The sequence below is a fragment of the Anaeromicrobium sediminis genome (assembly GCF_002270055.1).
GTDB lineage: Bacteria > Bacillota > Clostridia > Peptostreptococcales > Thermotaleaceae > Anaeromicrobium > Anaeromicrobium sediminis.
Window position 1 is genome coordinate 20,642 of record NZ_NIBG01000017.1, and the last position, 22,627, is coordinate 43,268.

General features: G+C 32.4%; 23 protein-coding genes. 1 reads left to right on the forward strand and 22 read right to left on the reverse strand.

Translation table 11 applies throughout. The features are described 5' to 3' along the window. Window positions 1–10 precede the first annotated feature (10 nt). The 10 genes from CCE28_RS15880 to mreB form a co-directional block, all read right to left on the reverse strand. On the reverse strand, window positions 11–1,276 hold the full coding sequence (locus tag CCE28_RS15880; RefSeq protein ID WP_095134716.1) for a glycosyltransferase: 1,266 nt from the start codon (window positions 1,274–1,276) through the stop codon (window positions 11–13). Window positions 1,277–1,287: 11 nt separating this feature from the next. Continuing rightward, complete coding sequence (locus CCE28_RS15885; protein ID WP_095134717.1) at window positions 1,288–2,034, reverse strand: ABC transporter ATP-binding protein; 747 nt, start codon at window positions 2,032–2,034, stop codon at window positions 1,288–1,290. Between the two features lies 1 nt (window position 2,035). After that, a complete protein-coding gene (locus tag CCE28_RS15890) occupies window positions 2,036–2,821 on the reverse strand; it encodes an ABC transporter permease (protein WP_095134718.1) in 786 nt (261 codons plus the stop codon). Continuing rightward, window positions 2,796–4,046 (reverse strand): glycosyltransferase family 4 protein, encoded by a 1,251-nt coding sequence (locus CCE28_RS15895; protein ID WP_095134719.1) that lies wholly within the window; start codon window positions 4,044–4,046, stop codon window positions 2,796–2,798. The genes CCE28_RS15890 and CCE28_RS15895 overlap by 26 nt, the downstream gene beginning before the upstream one ends. A gap of 16 nt (window positions 4,047–4,062) precedes the next feature. Then, the gene (locus CCE28_RS15900) at window positions 4,063–6,114 is read right to left on the reverse strand and encodes an O-antigen ligase family protein (protein ID WP_095134720.1); all 2,052 of its coding nucleotides are present in this window, start codon (window positions 6,112–6,114) and stop codon (window positions 4,063–4,065) included. Between the two features lie 95 nt (window positions 6,115–6,209). Further along, on the reverse strand, window positions 6,210–6,641 hold the full coding sequence (fabZ, locus tag CCE28_RS15905) for a 3-hydroxyacyl-ACP dehydratase FabZ (RefSeq protein WP_095134721.1): 432 nt from the start codon (window positions 6,639–6,641) through the stop codon (window positions 6,210–6,212). A gap of 276 nt (window positions 6,642–6,917) precedes the next feature. After that, entirely contained in the window at window positions 6,918–7,208 is a 291-nt protein-coding gene (locus CCE28_RS15910) for a rod-binding protein (protein WP_095134722.1), read from the reverse strand. 35 nt (window positions 7,209–7,243) lie between these two features. Further along, window positions 7,244–8,035: a flagellar basal-body rod protein FlgG gene (flgG, locus tag CCE28_RS15915; protein ID WP_207652912.1), complete on the reverse strand. Its 792-nt coding sequence runs from the start codon at window positions 8,033–8,035 to the stop codon at window positions 7,244–7,246. A gap of 15 nt (window positions 8,036–8,050) precedes the next feature. Continuing rightward, window positions 8,051–9,121, reverse strand: a complete 1,071-nt coding sequence (locus tag CCE28_RS15920; protein ID WP_095134724.1) for a flagellar hook-basal body complex protein — start codon at window positions 9,119–9,121, stop codon at window positions 8,051–8,053. A 274-nt stretch (window positions 9,122–9,395) separates the two neighbouring features. Continuing rightward, window positions 9,396–10,424, reverse strand: a complete 1,029-nt coding sequence (gene mreB, locus CCE28_RS15925) for a rod shape-determining protein (protein ID WP_095134725.1) — start codon at window positions 10,422–10,424, stop codon at window positions 9,396–9,398. Window positions 10,425–10,797: 373 nt separating this feature from the next. Between mreB and spoIIID the strand changes: the two genes are divergently transcribed. Then, window positions 10,798–11,046 carry a sporulation transcriptional regulator SpoIIID gene (spoIIID, locus tag CCE28_RS15930; protein WP_095134726.1) on the forward strand — a complete coding sequence of 83 codons (249 nt, stop codon included), beginning with the start codon at window positions 10,798–10,800 and terminating at the stop codon, window positions 11,044–11,046. A 171-nt stretch (window positions 11,047–11,217) separates the two neighbouring features. Here spoIIID and CCE28_RS15935 read toward each other — a convergent pair whose 3' ends face one another. From CCE28_RS15935 to atpE, 12 genes are all read right to left on the reverse strand, one after another. After that, complete coding sequence (locus CCE28_RS15935) at window positions 11,218–12,015, reverse strand: M23 family metallopeptidase (protein ID WP_176461874.1); 798 nt, start codon at window positions 12,013–12,015, stop codon at window positions 11,218–11,220. A gap of 71 nt (window positions 12,016–12,086) precedes the next feature. Beyond that, entirely contained in the window at window positions 12,087–13,073 is a 987-nt protein-coding gene (gene spoIID / locus CCE28_RS15940) for a stage II sporulation protein D (RefSeq protein WP_095134728.1), read from the reverse strand. A 218-nt stretch (window positions 13,074–13,291) separates the two neighbouring features. Beyond that, the gene (murA, locus tag CCE28_RS15945) at window positions 13,292–14,548 is read right to left on the reverse strand and encodes a UDP-N-acetylglucosamine 1-carboxyvinyltransferase (RefSeq protein ID WP_207652913.1); all 1,257 of its coding nucleotides are present in this window, start codon (window positions 14,546–14,548) and stop codon (window positions 13,292–13,294) included. A gap of 97 nt (window positions 14,549–14,645) precedes the next feature. After that, window positions 14,646–15,359, reverse strand: coding sequence for a YwmB family TATA-box binding protein (locus CCE28_RS15950; protein ID WP_095134730.1), 714 nt, complete (start codon window positions 15,357–15,359; stop codon window positions 14,646–14,648). A 249-nt stretch (window positions 15,360–15,608) separates the two neighbouring features. Then, window positions 15,609–16,163, reverse strand: coding sequence for a DUF1694 domain-containing protein (locus tag CCE28_RS15955; RefSeq protein WP_095134731.1), 555 nt, complete (start codon window positions 16,161–16,163; stop codon window positions 15,609–15,611). 653 nt (window positions 16,164–16,816) lie between these two features. Then, window positions 16,817–17,224 (reverse strand): ATP synthase F1 subunit epsilon, encoded by a 408-nt coding sequence (gene atpC / locus CCE28_RS15960; protein WP_095134732.1) that lies wholly within the window; start codon window positions 17,222–17,224, stop codon window positions 16,817–16,819. A gap of 36 nt (window positions 17,225–17,260) precedes the next feature. Further along, window positions 17,261–18,655, reverse strand: a complete 1,395-nt coding sequence (gene atpD, locus CCE28_RS15965; protein ID WP_095134733.1) for a F0F1 ATP synthase subunit beta — start codon at window positions 18,653–18,655, stop codon at window positions 17,261–17,263. 57 nt (window positions 18,656–18,712) lie between these two features. Then, on the reverse strand, window positions 18,713–19,573 hold the full coding sequence (gene atpG / locus CCE28_RS15970) for an ATP synthase F1 subunit gamma (protein ID WP_095134734.1): 861 nt from the start codon (window positions 19,571–19,573) through the stop codon (window positions 18,713–18,715). Between the two features lie 117 nt (window positions 19,574–19,690). Next, window positions 19,691–21,205 carry a F0F1 ATP synthase subunit alpha gene (gene atpA, locus CCE28_RS15975; protein WP_095134735.1) on the reverse strand — a complete coding sequence of 505 codons (1,515 nt, stop codon included), beginning with the start codon at window positions 21,203–21,205 and terminating at the stop codon, window positions 19,691–19,693. 20 nt (window positions 21,206–21,225) lie between these two features. Next, window positions 21,226–21,768 carry a F0F1 ATP synthase subunit delta gene (locus tag CCE28_RS15980; RefSeq protein WP_095134736.1) on the reverse strand — a complete coding sequence of 181 codons (543 nt, stop codon included), beginning with the start codon at window positions 21,766–21,768 and terminating at the stop codon, window positions 21,226–21,228. Next, on the reverse strand, window positions 21,756–22,274 hold the full coding sequence (atpF, locus tag CCE28_RS15985) for a F0F1 ATP synthase subunit B (RefSeq protein WP_095134737.1): 519 nt from the start codon (window positions 22,272–22,274) through the stop codon (window positions 21,756–21,758). Before atpF ends, CCE28_RS15980 begins: the two co-directional genes overlap by 13 nt. 44 nt (window positions 22,275–22,318) lie before the next feature. Beyond that, on the reverse strand, window positions 22,319–22,585 hold the full coding sequence (gene atpE / locus CCE28_RS15990; RefSeq protein WP_095134738.1) for an ATP synthase F0 subunit C: 267 nt from the start codon (window positions 22,583–22,585) through the stop codon (window positions 22,319–22,321). Window positions 22,586–22,627: the final 42 nt, after the last annotated feature.

The following is a 22,627-nucleotide window of genomic DNA, read 5'->3' on the forward strand; positions in this document are numbered from 1 at the left end:
CCTTACCTCTCTATAACTTATTATATATTTGTAGAAAATCACTTTTTTCTTCATTCCAATTATATTTATATTTAGAATACTTACAATTATTTTTAAGCATATTATTTAATTTGATATCGAATAACATATTTACAGCTTTGGCAATCTCATTTGTATCACTAGAATCTATGCATATACCTAATTCATTGTTTTCTACTATTTTCTTTATTTCTGGAAAATCACTTGCTATAACTGGTACTTCACACATTACATACTCTAACAATTTGTTTGATATAGTAGAATAATGATTATAACATGTGTTTTGTAAAACTTGAAACCCTAAATAAGCATTTCTAGTATATTTCAACAAATCATTTACAGGTACCTTCTCTACAAATCTTACCCTTTCCTCAACTCCATAATCCTTAACCATTTTCTTTATTGTAGGCTTTAATTTACCGTCTCCAATAAATACAACTATACCTTTATTAATATGAGGAATGGCCTCTACTATTTTCTCAAGGCCTCTTCCTTCTTGAATTCCACCTTGGTATAATAAAATAGGTTCTTCTCTAGGTATATTGGCTATTTCATATAAATCTATCTTTTCTAATTCATCTATATCCACATAAAAAGGATAATTATGTACAACAGATGGTTTATTAATATTGTATAGCTCAGCTGTATATTGAGCTCTCGTATCTGTAGTCATAATCATAGCATCTATTTTTTTCACCAAATATTTTTCTAGATAATAATACTGTTTTCCCACATATCCAGTCCTACTTGTTTGGACTTCATGGGAATCATATATTAGTTTTGAATTTCTAAATATTTTTGAACATATATATCCTTGTGGAAGTGTGTTCAAATCATTACTATGATATATATCATACTTATCATCTAAACCTTCTTTTACCATCCTCGCAAATATGCAAAATCTATTCATAGCTTTTAATAAACCTATTTTCTTTAAAATTTTGAATACCATATATATTGGCAACATACATATTAAAACTGGTAACATAAAAATAGCCAATAGTTTATTATTCTTTAAATATTTTTTTACATTTTTTAAAATTTTACTTAATTTTAAGTGAGTGTCATTGTATCTCTTTACTCTTACAACTTTAAAATCATTTATCATCTCTTCATAAGGTAAATTCTTATCCTTATGATCATGTATCGCTACAAGCTTTACCTTGTATCCATCTTCTGCTAATGCTGTACACTCCCTTAATACTCTTGCATCATTAGTAAAATGATTCCAAACAAACATACATACTTTTTTCTTCATATATATCATCCTTATTTTTTCTTCATATATTCTCTATATTTAGGTACAACTTCCTTTGTGTCTCCATATTGAACAAATTTCCCTTTTTCTATCCATAGTACTTTATCACACATATTCTCCACTACTCCTAGACTGTGGGATACTAATATAACAGTTCTATCTCCGTTTATAAGTTCTTTCATTCTGTTATAACTCTTCTCTTTGAAGGCTTGATCTCCAACACCTAATACTTCATCTATAAGCAGTACATCTGGCTCTACTTGTGATGCAATTGAGAAAGCTAATCTACTTTTCATACCAGAGGAATAGGTCTTCAGAGGATTATAGATAAAATCACCTAGCTCAGAAAATTCTATTATACTATCTATTCTTTCATCTATGTCCTTTTTAGATAGACCTAATAAAAGGCCATTAATATATATATTTTCATGACCTGATAATTCGGCTTGAAAACCTGCCCCTAAAGTTAATAGGGATATTGAATTAGTACTTGTTTCTATGGTTCCAGAATCAGGTTTAAATATTCCTGCTATGGTTTTTAGTAAAGTAGTTTTTCCTGAACCATTAGAACCAATGATTCCTACTGTTTGTCCACCTTCTATTGAAAATGACAGATCCTTTATTGCCCATACTTCTTTTTTTCTAGATTCTTGCTGTTTTCCAAAAATAGTTCTAACAATTTCATGTTTCATATTCATATTTCTTATGAATTTATATTTTAAATTAAGATTTGTTGCTTTTATTGCAATATTAGTCATATTAAATCACCTTCGTATAGTTTTTGTCAAATTTATACAAGAACTTAAGTCCTGTGGCCATTAGAATAATACTTACACATAACCAAATACCTAATTCCTTATATAAGGGGCTAATACCATGCATAAATATATTTCTATAGCTAGTATAAAAAGTAGTCATAGGATTAAACCACCACAAAAACCTTATTTTTTCTGGTATTCTATCTAAAGTGTATAAAGAAGGAGATAAGTAAAACCATAATCGTAAACTAAAGGTCAATATATTATTAATATCTCTAAAATACACTCCAAGATGGGCTAGTATAGTTCCTAATCCATATAAAAACATGAACTGCACAAAAAATATGGGTACAAATTCAAATATATGCAATGTAAATGGAATTTTGTATATTCCTATGAGAACCAATAACATAGATAGACCAAATATATAATATACTGAATTTGTAATGTTTTTAATAAGAGGTAATAGGAATTTAGGTATATATATCTGATGTAATAACCCTGACCTAGACTTTATACTGGATGTGGATGTGGTTATCGTAGTAGATGTCCACTTCCATGATAAAAGTGCACAGAATACGAACACAGGAAAATTTTTGTCACCTCTACCAAATATCACAGAAACTACTAATATATACACTAACATATACATGAGTGGATCTAACAACCACCATATATATCCTAAATAAGTTTCTGTTAGATTAACTTTTAATTCCGATTTAATACTATACATCATAAACTCTCTATACTTTTTTAAATCATCATATGCTTGCTTTAGAATATTCACCTTTATCTTCTGCCTTTCTTGTTACAACTTTTTTTAGGGTGTTCATGTATTGGGCCGTTAATTCTTCCCTATCATAATTTTCAATTGTGTACTCACGTGCATTATTTCCCATTTGTTCTAGACTGTTTTTCAATTCCTCTATACTTTCGAATTTTTTTATATATTTTTCTAACTCTAAGCCGTTTTTAAAATGCAATCCTAAATCATTATTCTGTATCATATCTGTTACTTCACCCTTTGGCCCTAAATATAATACTGGTCTTTTATTAGCCATTATATGAAAGAGTTTAGAAGGTATAAAGTTAGCAAATTCATTACTATCTTTTAACTTAACTATCCCCATATCACATATTTGATAATACTCCTCAACCTTACTTTTATCCATGGACCCTAACAGCTTTATATACGATATTTCCTTATCTTTAATATAATTTTCTATAGATTCCCATTCAGCTCCATGTCCGATAATATACACTTCTTTATTTTCTATTTTCATTTCTTCAAAAAAATCTATCATACCCTTTATATCTTGGGAAATGCCCACCGTTCCAGCATAGCAAAATTTCAATATATTATCTTTACTTCTTTCCTCATGATTTATATTGTTTATTAATATTCCGTTCTCAACCACATCTATCTCATTTTCATCCATACCTTCTTCAATGAGAATCTCTTTGAAACTTTTTGTTGTGACCACAATATGGTCTGCCCTTTTGCATAAATACATTTCTAAGGCTTTAATCATTTTAAAATACATGGAATTTTTGCTCGAAAATGTGCCTAACATTTGAATAAACGTTATATCCCTTAATTCCAAGACAAAAGGAATTTTATTCTTTTTGGCCATATAATATGCAAACAGCGGTGCAAATACGGGGCCTGATGTACCAACCACCACATCATAGTCTTTCATTTGTATATTCCCAATAAAAGTATTTAAAAAGGCTGATATCAAAAAGCTAAGATATAATATTATTCGATTTATCTTATTGGTATTGGCACGTATGATACTTTTTATCCTATATACATTTACTCCATCTACCTCTTCCTTAGAAAATAAATGATTTTTATAACCTTTATATATTTTCCCTTTAGGATAATTTGGATATGTAGTAACCACAGTTACATTATTATTTTCACTCCAAAGTTTGCAAGTTTCATATACCCTGAAGGCTCCTGCTGTTATTTCTGGATAAAAAAACTGGGATACATATAATATATTCAACGCTTTCCTCCATATATTAATCTAATTTATTTTTAGCTTCCTCTATGGCAACTTTTGTTTTATCAGTTATTTCTATAAACTTTACTTTATTTGTCATAACTACATTATTTTTAATGTCTTCATTCTTCTTATTTATGACTTCTTCTATTTGAGCAACTTCTTTTAGTATATCTCTTGCCTTATCTACTTCTCCATTTTTTTCATATATTTCACTAGCTAATAATAGGCCCCTTGCCTTATCTTCATAAGCCCTATTATCTAATGGATGAGTTTCTACTAATTCTCTTATTAACTCTATTCCTTTTTCCATCTCACCATTTTTAAAATAGAATTTAGCTCCTTTAAGTAAAGCCCCATTATCATGTTTAGATAAGCTAAGTCCCTTTTCCATGATTTTAATAGATTCACCTATCATACTTTTGTCTTTTTTATTCTTTCCTACTATATTTAATAAATTAGCATAATCTACTTTCTTGTTTCCATCAAAAGGACTTGATGTACAAGCCATATCAAAGCTCCTGATAGCTTTTTCTATTTTTCCACTTCCAACATATGTTGCTGCATTTTTTGTGGCATTATAGGATATATAATTCATCCCACTTACTATTATGAATACTGCAGTAAATCCAAGGTATATTCCTTTTGCAGATGTGTTAATGTCTTTTTTATAAAAGGATATTAAACTTCCAATTAATAGCCACATAATTATTGGTATTGCAGATAATGACATGTCAAAATCAATAAAACTATGACCTAATATACATACTATAGCTATAAATAAAGATGATAAAATTATCCTATCTCCCTCATTTGATTTTCTATATATTTTATAGGACATATATAAAAATCCCATCAAAGTTAATGCAAATAATACTATTCCTAAAGTTCCTATTTCAACCCATAATTGCATATAGTAGTTATGCACTTGTGTAGAAGTATAAGCATAGGTCTTATAAGAATGATACAATGTACTCCAACCGCCGCCACCTGTACCAACTATAGGATACTCCTTTATTATTTTAAATGCATCTTCATAAAAAACAGTTCTTTCTGTAACCGTATTAGTAGTAAAACTTATGGTCATAATTCTATTTGCCAAGGTTTTTGGTAAAATCTTAGCTAATAAACTCTTGCTACTTAAAAGGACTATTGGACTTATTAATCCTAAACCAGGGATTACATAGTTATATATTTTTTTATTTAAATTTAATTTTCTGAGAATCTTATATATTCCTATATAAACACCAAAGGATACAACAGCACCTACTACAACCCAAAGCATTCCCATTGCATTACCTTCTTCAGCAAATTGAGTTACTTTTTTCAATATGATTACAGTTCCAATAGCATTTCCTAGAAAGGCACTAATAAAGTTTATTTTAGCATCCTTACCTATTAATATGTAATAGATAAATCCACATAAAGGTAAAAATACCCATGCACCCCTAGAGTAGGATAGAATTAACCCTAAAAATAATAGGAAGCTACTTATTTGAAAAGCATATTTTTCTATTTTGTAAGATACACTAATGCCCCCGTAAGATAGAAAAAGAATTGCTAGGGTATATATACCAAAAGCATTATGATATTGGAAAGTAGAACTTAACATTTTCCCTTCATAAGCACCCTGATAGCTCCATAGAGAAAACATAGCTCCAATACCTATAATTGCAACAACAACTCCTGATCCAACTAAAAATCTTATTAAATCTTTAACTCTTTTATACGTATTAATATGATTTTTAGCCATTATTAAAACTAATAAATATGTAATGTATTTTAAAGTTTCTTGTATAGATAGATTCAGATTAACACTAAAAAGAGTAGCTATTATATAGGATATAACCACACAGGATAAACCTAATTCTACTATAGAAAATTTAACTGTCTCTTTCCCATTTGAAAGTAAAAATACCATTCCTAACAAACCTATTATTAATTGTACTGGAAGTAATTCCTTTTGAAAAAACAGACCTCTAAAAAAAGGCGTAAAAAAAACAACACTTAAGAGTACATAATATAATCTTTTAGGTTTTACAAATCTATCATTACTTGATATGTGTTCCATAATTTATCCCCCTAGTGAATTTCTATGAGTTTAATTAAAAGTTAAGGGGGTTAGAGTTTGGACTTTTATTTAACTCTTCTCCCTTAACTAATTATCTATTTATTATCTACCACTGCAAATTTAATAGTAGCCTTACAAGCAACTTCATCTCCCACATAAGCTACAGCTTCACCTTTTCCCATTCCTCTTCTCATACTAACCATTTCCACTTCTAGTCTTAACGTATCTCCTGGTACAACTTGCCTTCTAAATTTAGCCCCTTCAATTCCAGTAAACATGGCTAATTTCCCCTTGTTTTCTTCCATGCTAAGTACAGATACAGCACCTACTTGTGCCAATGCTTCTACAATAAGTACTCCTGGCATAATAGGATTTCCAGGAAAGTGACCTTGGAAGAAAGGCTCGTTTATTGTTACGTTTTTAATTCCTACTGCTCTTTTTCCCACTTCCATTTCAGTTATCTTATCTACTAATAAAAATGGATATCTGTGTGGAATTATCTTTTGTATTTCTATATTGTTTAACATATTGTTCATCTCCCTTTTCGTTGTTGATTAATCCTTATTTATTTTTAGTTAACAACCTACCAATAACGTCAAATGATTGATAACATTGATTATTAACGGATTAACTTTAAAATCGTATAAAAGAATGTAGATATTATTATGTACTTTCATGTTTATCATATTCTCTCTAACATTTTAATTCTACCTTACTAAGATAATTTATTCAACCGTTCGACATGATATTACAGTCTTTTCCACATTTTTCTAACTATCTTTCTAAAAAATAAGAATCAATAACTATACGTTATTGATTCTTTCGTTTTTAGTTAATTGTTTATACATCTCGTTAGCCAGACCTAGACCTCTGCCTCTTGCCATATTAGATGCAATCTTTTCATCTAGCATTTCTTCAAATATTTGCCTACCATTACTTTTTTCTGTTAAATCTGAATCGCCTATAGTACTTTTCATATTCTTAAGCATTAAATTTACAAAATACTCTTCAAATTGATTACAAGCTTCTTTTAGGTCTTTGTTTTTTTGATTAGTGCTGATTTGTTGGAGTTGTGGGTTTGTTTCTATTTTCATGAGGTTACCTCCGTTTGATTAATCATGAAACTAATTTATCTTCTTAAATTATTTGCTTGTTCTAACATTTGGTCTGCTGTTTGGATGGATTTTGAGTTTATTTCGTAGGCACGTTGGGCCATTATCATTTTTACCATTTCTTCTACGATTTGAACATTAGATGTTTCTATGAATCCTTGCTTTATATTTCCACCTTGACCTTCATCAGCTTCTACAGGTTCTCCTGATACGGCGCTTTGTTTGTATAGGTTTCCACCTTTAGCCTCAAGTCCCTGTCTATTGGCAAAGGTAACTATCTTTAATAGGCCTAATTCTTCAGCCTCTTCTTCACCTTTTAGTTTAACAGTTATTGTTCCTGATCCTGATACATTAATACTTTCAAAATCTTCTCCTAGTTCTATATCTCCACCATCGCTTTGTACAAAATAGCCATCTGAAGTAACAAGTCTTGCTTCCCCATCTGTTACACTTATTTTAAAACTACCATCTCTTGTATAGAATAAATTATCATTAGCATCCCTTACTTCAAAAAAACCATCTCCGTCTATGGCTATATCCAGTTCATTATTTGACTGCTCTAAATTTCCTTTAGCAAAGCTTCTTACCGTAGCTATGGGCATTACTCCATGGCCAACTTCTAGATTAACTGGTTTTCCTCCACTTTCATCTGCATTAGACTTAGATAGTTTTTCGTAAAATAAATCCTTAAATTCAGTTCTCTGTTTCTTATATCCTGTAGTTCCTACGTTTGCCAAGTTATTAGAAATAGTATCTATGTTAAGTTGTTGTGCTTTCATTCCCGATGCTGCTGTCCAAAGTGAACGCATGATAAATTCCTCCTTCTATACTTTCCCTATTTCATTTACCGTTTTACCCAAGGTCTCATCATAAGCCTTTACTATTTTTTGGTTAGTTTCATAATTTCTGTATAAACTAATCATCTTAGACATTTCCTTAATAGAATTTACATTGGATCCTTCTAGGAATCCTTGTAGTACTTTTCCATTGAAGTCCTTTTCTATAGGTTCTATTCCTTCTTCCATCTTATATGTATTGTTTCCTAATTTTCTTAGGTCTTTTTTATTTTCAAGGTCAACAACCTTTAAAGTGTCCCAATACTCATTGTCTAAAAGTATTTCTCCTCTTTCATTTACACCTATCTTTTCAGCATCTATTTCAATTATTCCATATTCGCCTAATACAGGATATCCATCTTGAGTCACCAATTCTTTGTTTTCATTTAATTTAAAACTTCCATCCCTCGTATATCTTATACCATCTGGAGTTTGTATTTGAAAAAATCCATCTCCATCTATGGCCATATCCAAATCACTTTCTGTATTTTGCATATTCCCTTGTAAAAAATTAGTTGCTATTTTATTTATCTTTACTCCTGAGTTTAATGTTCCTATGACCCCTGGAGGTGTAGGCATAACCAAATTATCTACTGGGTTTCCATCTACTAATACTTGTCCGTTTTCGTTTATTTCAAAGGGCGCTTGTCCTACAAATATAGGTCCTTTATTCCCTATTACCAAATTGCCTCCATTAGTATTTATATTTCCACTTGAGTTCATATCAAAAGTACTTAAATATCCATCTTTATTTACAGCTACCTTTAAAGTTCTTTCATGACTATTCATGTTATCATATTTTGTTCTAAAATATCCACTATCAGTCTTTAATTCATATCCACTTCCAACCTTTGTTACTTCTATACCCTTACTTGGTTCCTCAAATCCTTCTCGCGGATCAACCTGCTTACTTATTAACACTTCTGGGAAACTCTCTGTTATTACTAAATCCCTTTTATAACCTGCAGTGTTCATATTAGCTATATTATTAGTTATTACATCTAATTTCTTTGTATTAATACTCATTCCCGTTGTAGCTGCATATAGTCCTCTTAACATATTTAACCTCCGTAGTTAATCGTTAGTCGTTGGTCGTTGGTCGTTAGTCGTCTTTTGTTGTCAACGACTAACCATTAACCTATCTCTTTCCTTTCCCATTATATCGACAAAAAACAAAAAAACTTTAGAAGAAATGATAAAAAAGTTATTTATTAACCATTGGTAGTTATTCGTTTTTTGTTGCTCTTTAGTCGTTAAACGACGAACCACAAACGATTAACCTTTAACCATAAATAAAAGGATAGTTGCTAAACAACTATCCTCGCTTATCTATCTATTTTTTTCTGAAGCTCTTTGAGCTCATCATACTCTTTTCTATTACATTGAAAGATTCTAATGCTATACCTGTACCTTTAGCTACACAGGACACGGTGTCTTCAGCTATATAGGTTGGTATTCCAGTTCTTTCTTCTATAAGTTTATTTAGACCTTCTAATAATGAACCTCCACCCGTCATTACTATTCCCCTATCACTAATATCAGCTGCTAGTTCTGGTGGAGTTCTTTCTAGTACAGCGTGAACTGCTTCTGCTATTAAAATTACTGGTTCTTCTAGGGCTTCTAACATTTCTTCCGAGTTAGTAGTTATAGTCTTTGGAAGACCAGAAATAAGGTCACGACCTCTACATTCCATTTTTGTCACTTGTTTTTTAGGATATGCACAACCTATTTCTTTCTTCAATGCTTCTGCTGTTCTTTCTCCGATTAGTAGGTTATGCTTTTTTCTCATATATTTAACTATATTCTCATCAAAGGTATCTCCAGCTACTTTTATGGATTTGCTAGCAACTACTCCCCCCAGTGAAATAACTGCAATATCTGCCGTACCTCCACCAATATCTACTATCATATTTCCATCTGGTCTTGTTATGTCAATTCCAGCACCAATGGCAGCTGCAATTGGTTCTTCGATTATATGAGCTCTTCCTCCACCGGCTTCTTCAGTAGCCTCAATGGCAGCTCTTTTTTCTACTTCTGTTACACCACTAGGAACACATACTATTATCTTAGGCTTGAAAAATCTTCTCTTGCCACAAGTCTTTTGAATAAAGTATCTAAGCATTCTTTCCGTTACTTCATAGTCTGATATAACACCATCTCTAAGTGGTCTTATGGCCACAATATTTCCAGGAGTTCTACCTAACATCCTTCTAGCTTCTTCGCCAACTGCTAATAATTGATTTGTATTTTTGTCTATAGCTACTACGGATGGTTCTTGTAGAACAATTCCTTTTCCTTTTATAAAAACTAATACACTAGCCGTTCCTAAATCTATACCAACTTCCATACCTAATCCAAACATAATAGTCTCCTTTCATTATAATCATATATAACTATAAAATCCCATGATTTTCTACTTTTCGACAAATCTTTACAACATAGTTTTTTTCCATCATTCTATATTTCTATATAACCTGTATAAATCCTTTATTAAATTTAGTATTTTTACTATTTTGTAAACTTTTCTTTTATATTTTTCCAAATTTCGCCAATAGTATTTTTTATTCATATAAGTTTAGAGATTAAAATTATAGTTAAGAGCTTAGAATTAAAATATAAAACGGCTCAACCCCAAACCTTCAAACCCTTAACTGAACTTTCATTTTCCAGTTCTACTCCCCTATGGTTCTGCATATGATTTATCAAGGGATGTATCAAAAGGGGGGTAATTTCAAGTGAAAGATTATATAGAAGAGAGAGCAATAGAAATAGCTAAATATATTATAAATGAAAAAGCAACGGTTAGGCAAACTGCAAGAGTATTTGGTGTAAGTAAAAGTACAGTTCATAAGGATGTTACAGAACGTCTTCCTAAGATAAACCCTCGTGTTGCAAATCAAGTTAAGATAATACTTGATAAAAATAAAGCCGAAAGACATATTAGAGGTGGCAAAGCGACTCGAATGAAATACAGAAGCTCATAATATATGAATAAACCCTACGGAGACTTTATAAACAATAGAACTGTCGGTTTAGAGTTAAGGGTTTAGAGTTAAGAGATTTTATCACCAAACCCTTAACCCTAATCTCATAACATTGTACACATATTTATTAAGGGATGAGAAAAACAGGGTAAACACCCTGTTTTTTATTATTTATTTCATAAACTTTTCTGGATCTACATTTTTTCCATCTAATAGTACTTCAAAGTGTAAATGTGGCTTCTCACTTATTTCAAACAAAGCAGTTTTTCCTACACCACTTATGGTTTGACCTTGTTCTACTATGTCTCCCACACTTACCATTTCTGTAGTGCTTAAATTAGCGTATTTAGTAATTAATCCGTTTGCATGGGATATAGCTATAGTAATTCCCAGCCTTGAATCTGTTATTACTTCTATTACTTCACCATCAAGGACTGAAACTACAGGAGTATTTAATTCTGCTTCTATGTCAATGCCCTTATGGGTAGTATATTGGTCCAATGTCTTAGAATATGTAAGTGTATCTTCTGCATAATTCATGCCTATTGTTCCATCTAATGGCTTTATCATATTCATATTAGCCAGACTAGATGAAGGAACTGCTTCTTCTTCATCAATCTTTAATACTGGAACTTCTTCATCTACTTTAGTATTTGTAGTTTTTCTAGATACTAATGTTTTTGTTGGATCCTTGCTTTTTTCAACTTTTTTGGCAACTTGACGTTGATCGTTCATCTCTGCCTTTAAATCTTCCATTTCGTCTTCTATAAAGATTATAGGTTCATCTATATCTTCTACATTTTCTGCCACATTTTCATTATTAAAGTAATCCTCTCCTATTTTGTCATCTTCAACCTTATTTTTATTAACCCATACGGCACTTGTGGCCAATATGAAAACGCCTAAAAATAAGACAATGTAGAAGGATTTCTTCTCTAATAATTTATGAATACTGTTTTTGTTTTTCATAAAAACACCTCCATTATGTAGTTTTGCCAGAGTGGGCAAATTCATACATGGAGATGCGATTTTTTTCATATCTATTTCATTTTCATAATCTCTACACCTATATAATAATGCTTTAATATATCATCATACTTATAGCCTTCCTTAGCCATACCGTTGGCTCCCCATTGGCTCATGCCAACTCCATGACCATAACCTACCGTATTAAATATTATGTCTCCTCCACCGTATCTTATACTAAAATTGGCAGATCTTAAACCTAGGGCACTTCTCACATCTCTACCTCTTATAATTTTGTTTCCTATTTTTATTTTTAATATTCTTCCACCTTCACTTCTTTCCACAATTTTTATCTGGGATTTAATATTTTTCTCACTAATGCTTATATCCTTATATTTCTTTTTCATCTTAGCTACAAACTCACTAGGCCTAAGAACATACTCATCAGTATAGTGTGGTGCTTCCTTTTCATAAGGGCTTTCTACACTTCTTAAATAAGGAACTGCACTAGTAAATACATCTTCTGAGTTTTCCGTTTTACCACCGCTAGTGGAATGGAATAGGGGTTGAGATATGGGTTTTCCTTCATAAGTCATTATGAGTCCCTTTGTACTTTCTACTGCGTCTTCTATTTTAGGATAGTAATCCCTCATCCAATGTTTTGGTTTTACATCTCTAAGGTCAGATTCATCCCTATACACTTGACAGTGCACATCATCACAAAGTTCACTATCCTTATGTCCTGGGTTCCCCTTTCCCCTGTAAGCTTTTACACGGGACACTGCATAGCTTCTAGCAGCAATGGCTTGCGCCTTTAATGCTTCCATTTCAAAGCTAGCTGGCATTTCTGACGATACTACGCCCTTTAGGTATTCTTCTATTTCTACTTTCTGCACCTTATCCTTTTTAGTCCTATATACATATACATATTTTATGTCTTCTTTAATAATCTTTTCCTTTTTTATGCTCTTTTCGCCTATATCACAACTCCTTATTAGTATAGCTGGAATTATGATTATTACAACAAAAATCCATATGGTTAGTCCAATAATTTTTTTCATAAGTACCTCCCTTTTGTATAGGTTGTTTGTTAGTCGTTATTAGTTATTTGTTATTCGTTTTTACTATGAACGATTAACCATTAAACCTTAACAACTTATCTTATAATCCTTATTCACGAAAGGGGACTTTTATGACAAACAAAAAAGATGATTAATCTACATCAATCATCTTGTATTACGACATTATATTATATATTTCCCAGGAAATCCTATTATTCTTATTCAATTCTTTCAATATTTGCACCTAGACTTCTCAGTTTTTCTTCAATTTTCACATATCCACGATCCACATGGTAAATATCATCTATAATAGTTTCTCCATCTGCCACCATTCCTGCTAATATTAATGCGGCTCCAGCTCTTAAATCAGTTGCCTTAACTTGTGCTCCATCTAATTTTTTTACACCTTCAACGACAGCACTTCTTCCTTCTATTTTTATATTGGCCCCCATTCTCTTCAGTTCTCCCACATGCATAAATCTATTTTCAAATACAGTTTCTATCACTACACTAGTTCCACTTGCCATAGTTAATATGGACATGAATTGAGATTGCATATCCGTAGGAAACCCTGGATATGGTAAGGTTTTAATGTCCGTTGGAATTATTTCTCTATTTGATATAACTCTTATGGAATCTCCATTTTCTTCTATTACAATTCCACATTCCCTCAGCTTTGCTGTCATGGGTTTTAAATGACCTGGAACTACATTGCATATTTCCACATCTCCACCACAAATGGCAGTAGCAGTCATGAAAGTTCCTGCTTCTATTCTATCTGGAATAATAGTATGATTGCAATGACCTAACTCTGTAACGCCTTGAATTTTTATAGTATCTGTTCCTGCTCCCCTTATATTTGCTCCTAGGCTATTTAAGAAATTGGCTAAATCTACAATTTCAGGTTCTTCTGCCACATTTTCTATTATGGTAGTTCCCTCAGCCAATGTAGCAGCCATCATTATATTTTCTGTAGCTCCCACACTAGGGAAATCTAAATATATGGTAGTTCCAATTAATTTTTCAGCACTAGCTTCTATGTATCCATGATCTACTTTTATATTGGCACCCAAAGCTTCAAATCCCTTTAAATGAAGATCTATAGGTCTAGATCCAATGGCACAACCTCCAGGCAGTGATATTTTAGCTTTGCCACACTTAGCCAAAAGGGGACCCATAACCAAAAATGAAGCTCTCATTTTTCTAATTAAATCATAGGGAGCCTCACAAGTGTTTATATTTTTCCCATTAATTTTTATTATTTCTGTTTTTTCTTCGTAAGATACACTAGCACCTAAAGCCTTTAGTAATTCCTGCATAACCACTACATCTTTTAAATTTGGAATTTCTTCAAGTATACATTCATCATTAGATAATATACTAGCTGCCAATATGGGGAGTACTGAATTCTTAGCTCCACTAATTTTAACTCTACCTTTTAATTCATCTGTTCTTTTTACTAGAAACTTTCCCACATATATGTCCTCCTTTATCGTTAAACGTTAATGGTTAGTCTTTAATCGTTTTTACTTTTAACGAATAAGGGTTCACCATTAACGAACAACCGCTCTTTTAGTATCCTATGGTAATCAATGGATATCCTATTATTACATAAGTTTTTTCGTCATAATTATTATATCTCATGGCAATATTTATATTTACCTTTTTTCCACCATATTGTATCCATTTTTTGAAATTCTTAGTATATCCTGTTATACTAACTATATTTTTGTCTTCATATTCTTCTTCTACCTTTATTTTATATGTATCTATTAAATTCTTCACTACTTCCTTTTTTTCCTCTTTAGTCATTTCTTTATTATAAGTTCCTATAAAAGAAGTATAGTAATTTATTTCACCATATTCCTTCAAACCTTCACTAATTTTCTTTTTAACTGCCTCTATGGATTCCTTTTTCACAGAAGTATAGTCTATTACTATGTTTGTTTCTTTTATGTCTTCTCCCTTGTTACTTTGTATTATTAAAGACATGTCATAATCCACTCGGTCATAAAAACCATTTATCTGTACAATATTCTCATCTGAATTATTTTCTATCTGAACTTGTTCCATATTTAGTTTTTCACTAATGTCTTTTAACATGACCATAGCCTTTTCTTCATCTATGGAACCTTCCATGTAGATATGTCCATTAATATTCATCTCTTTAAAGTCTCCATCGAATGAATCCATTATATCATCCATTCCAATATTTTGTGCACTAGATACAAACCCAATTCCTAAAATAATTATTAATATGATTCCAATACTTTTTATACCCCTCATCCTAAAAACCTCCTCTGATATTTATCTCTAATTTAAATCTTTTAAACAAAGTCTTTCATAAAAAAATGCAGCTGTTTTCTTAACCACCTGCTATAATTCATCTACGATCATATGTTTTTTTATAAGGAAGGAAAGTGCAGCTAACAAACATGTTAAAGGGGGACGAAAACATATTTGCACTCCACTCTCTTCCCTACTATTAAAGATTATTGACCAGAGAGGTTTTTTTTATACATTTTTTCTTATTACTTACATCATAATTCCATTATTTTTTAATTCACATACTCCACATTTTTCACCAGTTAATTTATCAAAAAAATTTACTTCTTTAAATTCATTAACAAAATAAGGAGCTTCTTTTTTTAATTCTTCCATATGTTCTTCACACAAGTATTTATTTTTACTTCTCTTAAACTTTTCCGGTAAGTTAGGCATGTTATCCATTATTACATTATCCACTTCTACAGCTTCTTTGCTTGCCAGGGTTAAAGCTATAGGTCCTGCAGTATCATCCTTTTCAATTTCCTTATATGTAATGTCAGCCATTTTGGCTATGTCCATCATCTTATCTCTAATCATTTCCGGTATATCATTTCTTATAACTAACTTATCTATTCTTTTATCTGTAACTTTTTCTTTTAATATGGTCAATGCTTCTTTTTTCATCACTTGTTCTTCCAAAAGCGCAAATACTATTCTCTCCCTGTAATCTCCCAGCCAATGTTTCTTCTCTTCACCTTTTATCTCAAAGCCACCAGTAAGTCCCATTGTTGTATATTTTTCTAATTCACTTTCAAATTGCATATATATCACATCCTTTTTATATTAAAGTTTAAGTTTTTTAATCTCTAAACCTATATAGATTATAACCGAAATATGAAAAAATTTCTTATATGATAGATAAACTACGACCAATCTAAAGGTATATGAACTTACTTCGGTCATATAAATAAAAAATATTTTATAAGGCAAGTCACTATCAGACTATGTAGTACGAATCTTATAGTTAGGATAGAAGGTTCACAATTGTTTACAGCATATGATGTTCTGATGTTCCACCTTCTAAAAATTTTTCATCCATATTCCCTTGTAAGTAGCTAAAATTTAATAAACTTGGACGTAGTTATCTATAGACATAGCACTTCCAAACTCATTAAACTCTAAATACCTACAAGTTTCTATAATTCAAATTTTTTTTAAAATCATAGAACATCACAATCTTCTAGTGCAAACAATCATGAACTTTCTAACGCTATTATAATATTTACACTATATAGTCTGATAGTGACTTACCTGTGAAACGTTTTGATTTATAGAAACGTAGTAGGTTCACAAAAGTTAAGTTTGGAAGCAGTTTATCTATAAAGATACTATATCTATTATTTATATTTTTCACTTCTATTTTTATCTTTATACAATATAAAAAAACCTAGACCATTGGTCTAGGCTTATTATATTTATTTATCTTTCATTGTAACTAAGATACGAGCCTTCGCACGTCTAATTGCGTTTCTAGCTCTTTTTTTATCGACATTCTCATCAGAACTATTTAGGTTCTCTTCTGCTCTTTTTAAAGCTTCTTCAGCCCTTTTAACATCTATTTCATCAGGCCATTCACATGAATCTGCCACAATAGTAGTTTTCTCAGTTTTTACTTGAATAAAACCACCAGAGCAAGCAGCTTCCTTGAATTTACCATCTTGTTTTATTTTAACAATACCTGGTGCTAAAGGACTTACTGTATGCATATGATCTTTTAGAATACCTAAATCCCCACTTACAGTTCTAACTACTATTTCTTCAACTTCACCCTCAAAGAAATCGCGCTCAGGGGTTACTATTTCTAGCTTAAATGTAGAAGCCATTTCTTCACCTCCTAAAAAGACAAATGAACTTGTCTTTTAGCTCTCTTTCTTAGCTTTTTCTACAGCTTCGTCTATAGTTCCTACATAAAGGAAAGCAGACTCTGGTAAATCATCATGCTTACCATCTAAGATTTCAGTAAATCCTCTGATAGTTTCTTTGATAGGTACATATTTACCTTCCATACCAGTAAACTGCTCAGCAACTGAGAATGGTTGAGATAAGAATCTTTGTATTCTTCTAGCACGAGCTACTACTACCTTATCTTCATCAGTTAATTCATCCATACCTAATATGGCTATAATATCTTGAAGTTCCTTATATCTTTGTAGAACTTCCTGAACTCTACGAGCTACTCTATAGTGTTCTTCTCCAACTGTGGCTGGGTCCATAATTCTAGATGTGGAATCTAGTGGATCCACGGCTGGATAAATACCTAGGGATGCTATATCTCTAGATAATACAGTCTTTGCATCTAAGTGGGCAAATGTTGTAGCTGGTGCCGGGTCAGTTAAGTCATCCGCCGGTACGTATACAGCTTGAACAGATGTGATAGAACCCTTCTTAGTAGAAGTGATTCTCTCTTGTAATGCACCCATCTCAGTAGCTAGTGTTGGTTGGTAACCAACGGCAGAAGGTATACGTCCAAGTAGGGCTGATACCTCTGAACCCGCTTGTGTGAAACGGAATATATTATCTATAAATAGAAGTACATCTTGCCCTTCTCTATCTCTAAAATATTCAGCCATAGTAAGACCTGTAAGCGCAACACGCATTCTAGATCCTGGCGGCTCATTCATCTGACCGAAAACTAGAGCAGTTTTATCAATAACTCCAGAATCAATCATCTCATGGTAAAGGTCATTACCTTCTCTTGTTCTTTCACCAACTCCAGCAAACACTGAAAGTCCACCGTGTTGTTTTGCTATATTGTTAATAAGTTCCATGATAAGTACTGTCTTACCAACTCCAGCTCCTCCAAATAGACCGATCTTACCACCCTTAACGTAAGGTGCAAGTAAGTCAACTACTTTTATACCAGTCTCAAATAATTGAGATGAAGTATCTTGTTCATCAAAAGGAGGGGCCTCTCTATGAATAGGAAACTTTTCCTCTGAACCTACATCTCCCTTTTCATCTATAGCCTCACCTAATACGTTAAATAATCTTCCTAAAGTCTTTTGTCCTACAGGAACAGAAATTGGCGCTCCCGTATTTATTGCGTCTACTCCCCTTGTAAGACCATCAGTAGATGACATGGAAATACATCTTACAGTGTCATCTCCCACGTGTTGAGCAACTTCGGCAACGATTTTCTTTCCATTTAAATCTATTTCAATGGCATTTAGAAGCTCTGGTAAATTATCCGATTCAAATTTAATATCTAGTACAGGTCCGATAATTTGAATAACCTTACCTACATTATTAGCCATCTCAACTCACATCCTTTCTGTGAATATAGCATGTATATATTATTTATGTTTAAATTCTTATTTCAACGCTTCTGCTCCTCCTACGATTTCTGCAATTTCTTGAGTTATCGCAGCCTGACGAGCTCTGTTGTAAGTTAGAGTAAGCTTGTCAATCATTTCCTCTGCATTATCAGTAGCATTTTCCATGGCAACTCTTCTAGCGGCTTGTTCACTAGCAGAAGACTCAGCTAATGCACCGTATAAACTACTTTCTATATATTTAGGTATAATATAATCAAGTAATACTGCTGGGGAAGGTTCATATGAAACATATTCATAATCCTCAGAAGTATCTACTTTTTCATTTCCTTCACTGCTAAAAGGAAGTAGTTTTATCATGTCTGGTTCTTGATTTAATGTACTCACAAATTGAGTGTATACCAAGTACACTTCGTCTACCATCTCTTTTTCATACAACTTAAGAGCCAAATTGCTAACTTTCTTAGAATGAGCATAAGTTGGCTTTTCTGATATTCCTATAAACTCTCCATCTATATCGTACTTTTTATTTCTAAAATAATCACGAGCCTTAGAACCAATAGTTATGACAGATACCTCATTCTTACCTTCCATACTCTCTAATGCCTTTTTTATAGCATTAATATTGTACCCACCGCAAAGACCTCTGTCTGCAGTAATCACAATATAACACGTCTTCTTCACATCTCTAGCTTTAGTATACTTATGGTTTAAGTCTGTAGCAGTAGAAAATATGTCTTGGACCGTTTCTTTTACCGTATGAAAATAAGGTTTTATCTTATCTGCCCTTTCTCTGGCACGTCTTAATTTTGACGTAGATACCAATTCCATAGCCTTAGTAATTTGCTTAGTACTATTTACACTTCGTATTCTACGCTTGATATCACGCATGCTTGCCATCTTCTCACCTCCAGCTCTACAGGAATTTAGATACTGGTTTAGGGTTAGGGGTTAAGGGTTAAAAACTATTTAACTCTAAACTCCAAACGCTAATCTCTAAACCTAATCTTTTATTATCTATTCTTCTACTTTAAATAGGCCTTTAAATTCTTCTATGGCTGCCTTTAATTTTTCTTCTGTCTCATTAGATAAGTTACCTGTAGACTTGATAGTGTTTCCGATTTCATCATGGTTTTCATCCATAAACTTTAAGAATTCTGCTTCAAATCTGTTTATTTCATTAACTGGAATATCTCTTAAGTACTTATTTACAGCAGCATAAATAATCATAACTTGGTGCTCTACCTTCACCGGCTCATATTGTGGCTGCTTTAATACTTCCATTAATCTTTCACCCTGCGCAAGTCTTTCTTGTGTATCCTTATCAAGGTCAGAACCAAACTGAGCAAAGGATGCAAGTTCTCTATATTGAGCAAGTTCTAATCTTATCTTACCAGCAACTTTTTTCATTGCCTTAATTTGAGCATCTCCACCAACCCTTGATACGGAAATACCAGAGTTAACGGCTGGACGTTGTCCTGCATAGAATAATTCTGCCTCTAGGAATATCTGACCATCTGTAATAGATATTACGTTAGTCGGGATATATGCAGAAACGTCTCCTGCTTGTGTTTCAATTAAAGGAAGGGCTGTTAAAGATCCTCCACCTAATTTATCACTAAGCTTTGCAGCTCTTTCTAATAATCTTGAGTGTAAGTAGAATACATCTCCAGGATATGCTTCTCTTCCTGGCGGACGACGAAGTAATAATGACATGGCACGATATGCAACGGCATGCTTAGATAAATCATCATATATTACTAATACATCCTTACCTTGGTGCATAAATTCTTCTCCCATGGCACAACCTGCATAAGGAGCTATATATTGAAGTGGAGCTAGTTCACTGGCAGTAGCAGACACTACTATGGTATAATCCATTGCTCCGTTATCTTCTAGAGTCTTTACTATTTGAGCAACAGTAGACTTCTTTTGTCCAATAGCAACATATATACAAATAACATTTTCTTTCTTCTGGTTAATGATAGTATCCACTGCCACGGCAGTTTTACCAGTTTCACGGTCTCCGATGATTAACTCACGTTGACCACGTCCAATTGGAATCATAGAATCTATAGCTTTGATTCCCGTTTGTAATGGTTGGTGAACTGATTTTCTTTCAATAACACCTGGTGCTGCAGTTTCTACTGGTCTGTATTTGTCAGTTTTAATAGGTCCCTTTCCATCAATTGCTTGACCTAGGGAATTTACAACTCTTCCTAAAAGACTATCTCCAACAGGAACCTCTACAATTCTTCCCGTTTGCTTTACAACGTCACCTTCTTTAATGTTCGCATCAGATCCCATTAAAACGCAACCTATATTATCTTCTTCTAAGTTAAGAGCCATTCCATAAACTCCACCTGGGAATTCTAAAAGTTCTCCTGCCATACACTTTTCAAGACCGTGAATTCTTGCAATACCGTCTCCTACCTGAATAACAGTTCCAACATCTTTAACTTCTAATTTACTCTCATATCTTTTAATCTGCTCTTTTATAATCGAGCTGATTTCTTCAGGTCTAAGGTTCACTATGTATCACCCCTATCAGCTTATACTATTATTTGTGCAAGTTCTTCAGCTAGGTTATCTAAACGATTCTTAATAGTATCATCAAATACCTTGTCTCCTACTCTCACACGAATTCCACCCATTATGGATGGATCAACATTATTTTTCAACTTAACCTTTTTATTTGTTACACTAGATAATTTTTCTTCTAATCTCTTTATTGTATCTTCATTTAGCTCAATGGCACTATCTACGATTCCATCTACAATTCCATAGTATTCATTTGCCATCTTCTCATAAGCTTTTACTATATCATAAAACTTATTTATTCTTCTTTTGTCTAATAGTATTTTAATAAAACTAACTATTTCTTCGCTTACATTACCTTTGAAGATATTATCAGTTATTACCTTTTTTTCTTCCTTGTTTATCTTAGGAGTTTTGTATAATCTAAAAAGATCTTCATTTTCATCAAATGATTTCTTAATAAAATTTAATTCTCCTAAGAATTTGTCTATACATTTACCTTCAAGACCTACATCATAAAGGGCCTGAGCATAGGTTTTTGCTACTAATTCTGCCATGAGCCATCCCCTACCTCATCAATAAAATTCTCTATTAATTCTTTATGAGTATTTTCGTTAAGTTCCTTATTTAAAACTTTAGAAGTAGCCGCAACAACTAAAGAAGAAATAGAATCCTTAATCTCAGCTGTAGCCTTTTCCTTTTCTCTTTCAATTTCAACTTCAGCTTTCTCCATTCTTCTTCTAGCCTCTTCTTGAGCTTCCTTTACAATTTCATCATACTTAACTTGAGCAACTTTAGTTTTTTCTCTTATAATTTGTCTACCTTCTTCTTCCACATTAGAAAGTTTATTCTTATAGTCACTTAAAAGTTCCTCAGCTTGTCTATTTTTATCTTCCGCTTTCTTCATGCCCGATTCTATTTCATTAGTTCTGTTGGCCATAAATTCAGAAACAGGCTTAAATAATAGTTTCTTCATAGCCCAAAATAGAATCAAAAAGTTCACTACTTGAAAACCGGCTGTCCAACTAAGTTCCACTAATCCGGCTTTTTGAACTATATCCATTTATTGCTGCCTCCCTTCATTTTAAGCTAATCCATTTTTATGAATTATAATAATCCTACTAATGGATTTGCAAATAATAAAATTAAGGCAATGATTAATCCATAAATACCAGTTGTCTCTGCAACAGCAGCTCCAAGTAACATAGTTTTAATAATATCTCCTTGTGCCTCTGGTTGTCTTCCAACACCCTCTGCACCTTTACCAGCAGCATATCCCTGCCCGATTCCTGGTCCGATACCTGCGATCATTGCTAATCCTGCTCCGATTGCTGAACATGCTAATATTAACGCTTTTCCTGTAATAGGTTCCATAATAAAATTCCTCCTTCATTTTGAAAAAAGATATTCATCTTC

Bases quoted from the DNA above. Each gene is read 5' to 3' on its own strand.
- CCE28_RS15900 (WP_095134720.1), bottom strand. From the start codon at position 6,114: ATGGAACACATATCAAGTAATGATAGATTTGTAAAACCTAAAAGATTA.
- CCE28_RS15880 (WP_095134716.1), bottom strand. From the start codon at position 1,276: ATGAAGAAAAAAGTATGTATGTTTGTTTGGAATCATTTTACTAATGAT.
- CCE28_RS15955 (WP_095134731.1), bottom strand. From the start codon at position 16,163: ATGCAATTTGAAAGTGAATTAGAAAAATATACAACAATGGGACTTACT.
- CCE28_RS15935 (WP_176461874.1), bottom strand. From the start codon at position 12,015: ATGAAAAACAAAAACAGTATTCATAAATTATTAGAGAAGAAATCCTTC.
- mreB (WP_095134725.1), bottom strand. From the start codon at position 10,424: ATGTTTGGATTAGGTATGGAAGTTGGTATAGATTTAGGAACGGCTAGT.
- CCE28_RS15950 (WP_095134730.1), bottom strand. From the start codon at position 15,359: ATGAGGGGTATAAAAAGTATTGGAATCATATTAATAATTATTTTAGGA.
- atpC (WP_095134732.1), bottom strand. From the start codon at position 17,224: ATGGCTTCTACATTTAAGCTAGAAATAGTAACCCCTGAGCGCGATTTC.
- atpF (WP_095134737.1), bottom strand. From the start codon at position 22,274: ATGGATATAGTTCAAAAAGCCGGATTAGTGGAACTTAGTTGGACAGCC.
- CCE28_RS15980 (WP_095134736.1), bottom strand. From the start codon at position 21,768: ATGGCAGAATTAGTAGCAAAAACCTATGCTCAGGCCCTTTATGATGTA.
- atpD (WP_095134733.1), bottom strand. From the start codon at position 18,655: ATGGCTAATAATGTAGGTAAGGTTATTCAAATTATCGGACCTGTACTA.
- CCE28_RS15885 (WP_095134717.1), bottom strand. From the start codon at position 2,034: ATGACTAATATTGCAATAAAAGCAACAAATCTTAATTTAAAATATAAA.
- fabZ (WP_095134721.1), bottom strand. From the start codon at position 6,641: ATGTTAAACAATATAGAAATACAAAAGATAATTCCACACAGATATCCA.
- atpG (WP_095134734.1), bottom strand. From the start codon at position 19,573: ATGGCAAGCATGCGTGATATCAAGCGTAGAATACGAAGTGTAAATAGT.
- CCE28_RS15920 (WP_095134724.1), bottom strand. From the start codon at position 9,121: ATGTTAAGAGGACTATATGCAGCTACAACGGGAATGAGTATTAATACA.
- CCE28_RS15910 (WP_095134722.1), bottom strand. From the start codon at position 7,208: ATGAAAATAGAAACAAACCCACAACTCCAACAAATCAGCACTAATCAA.
- flgG (WP_207652912.1), bottom strand. From the start codon at position 8,035: ATGCGTTCACTTTGGACAGCAGCATCGGGAATGAAAGCACAACAACTT.
- spoIID (WP_095134728.1), bottom strand. From the start codon at position 13,073: ATGAAAAAAATTATTGGACTAACCATATGGATTTTTGTTGTAATAATC.
- atpE (WP_095134738.1), bottom strand. From the start codon at position 22,585: ATGGAACCTATTACAGGAAAAGCGTTAATATTAGCATGTTCAGCAATC.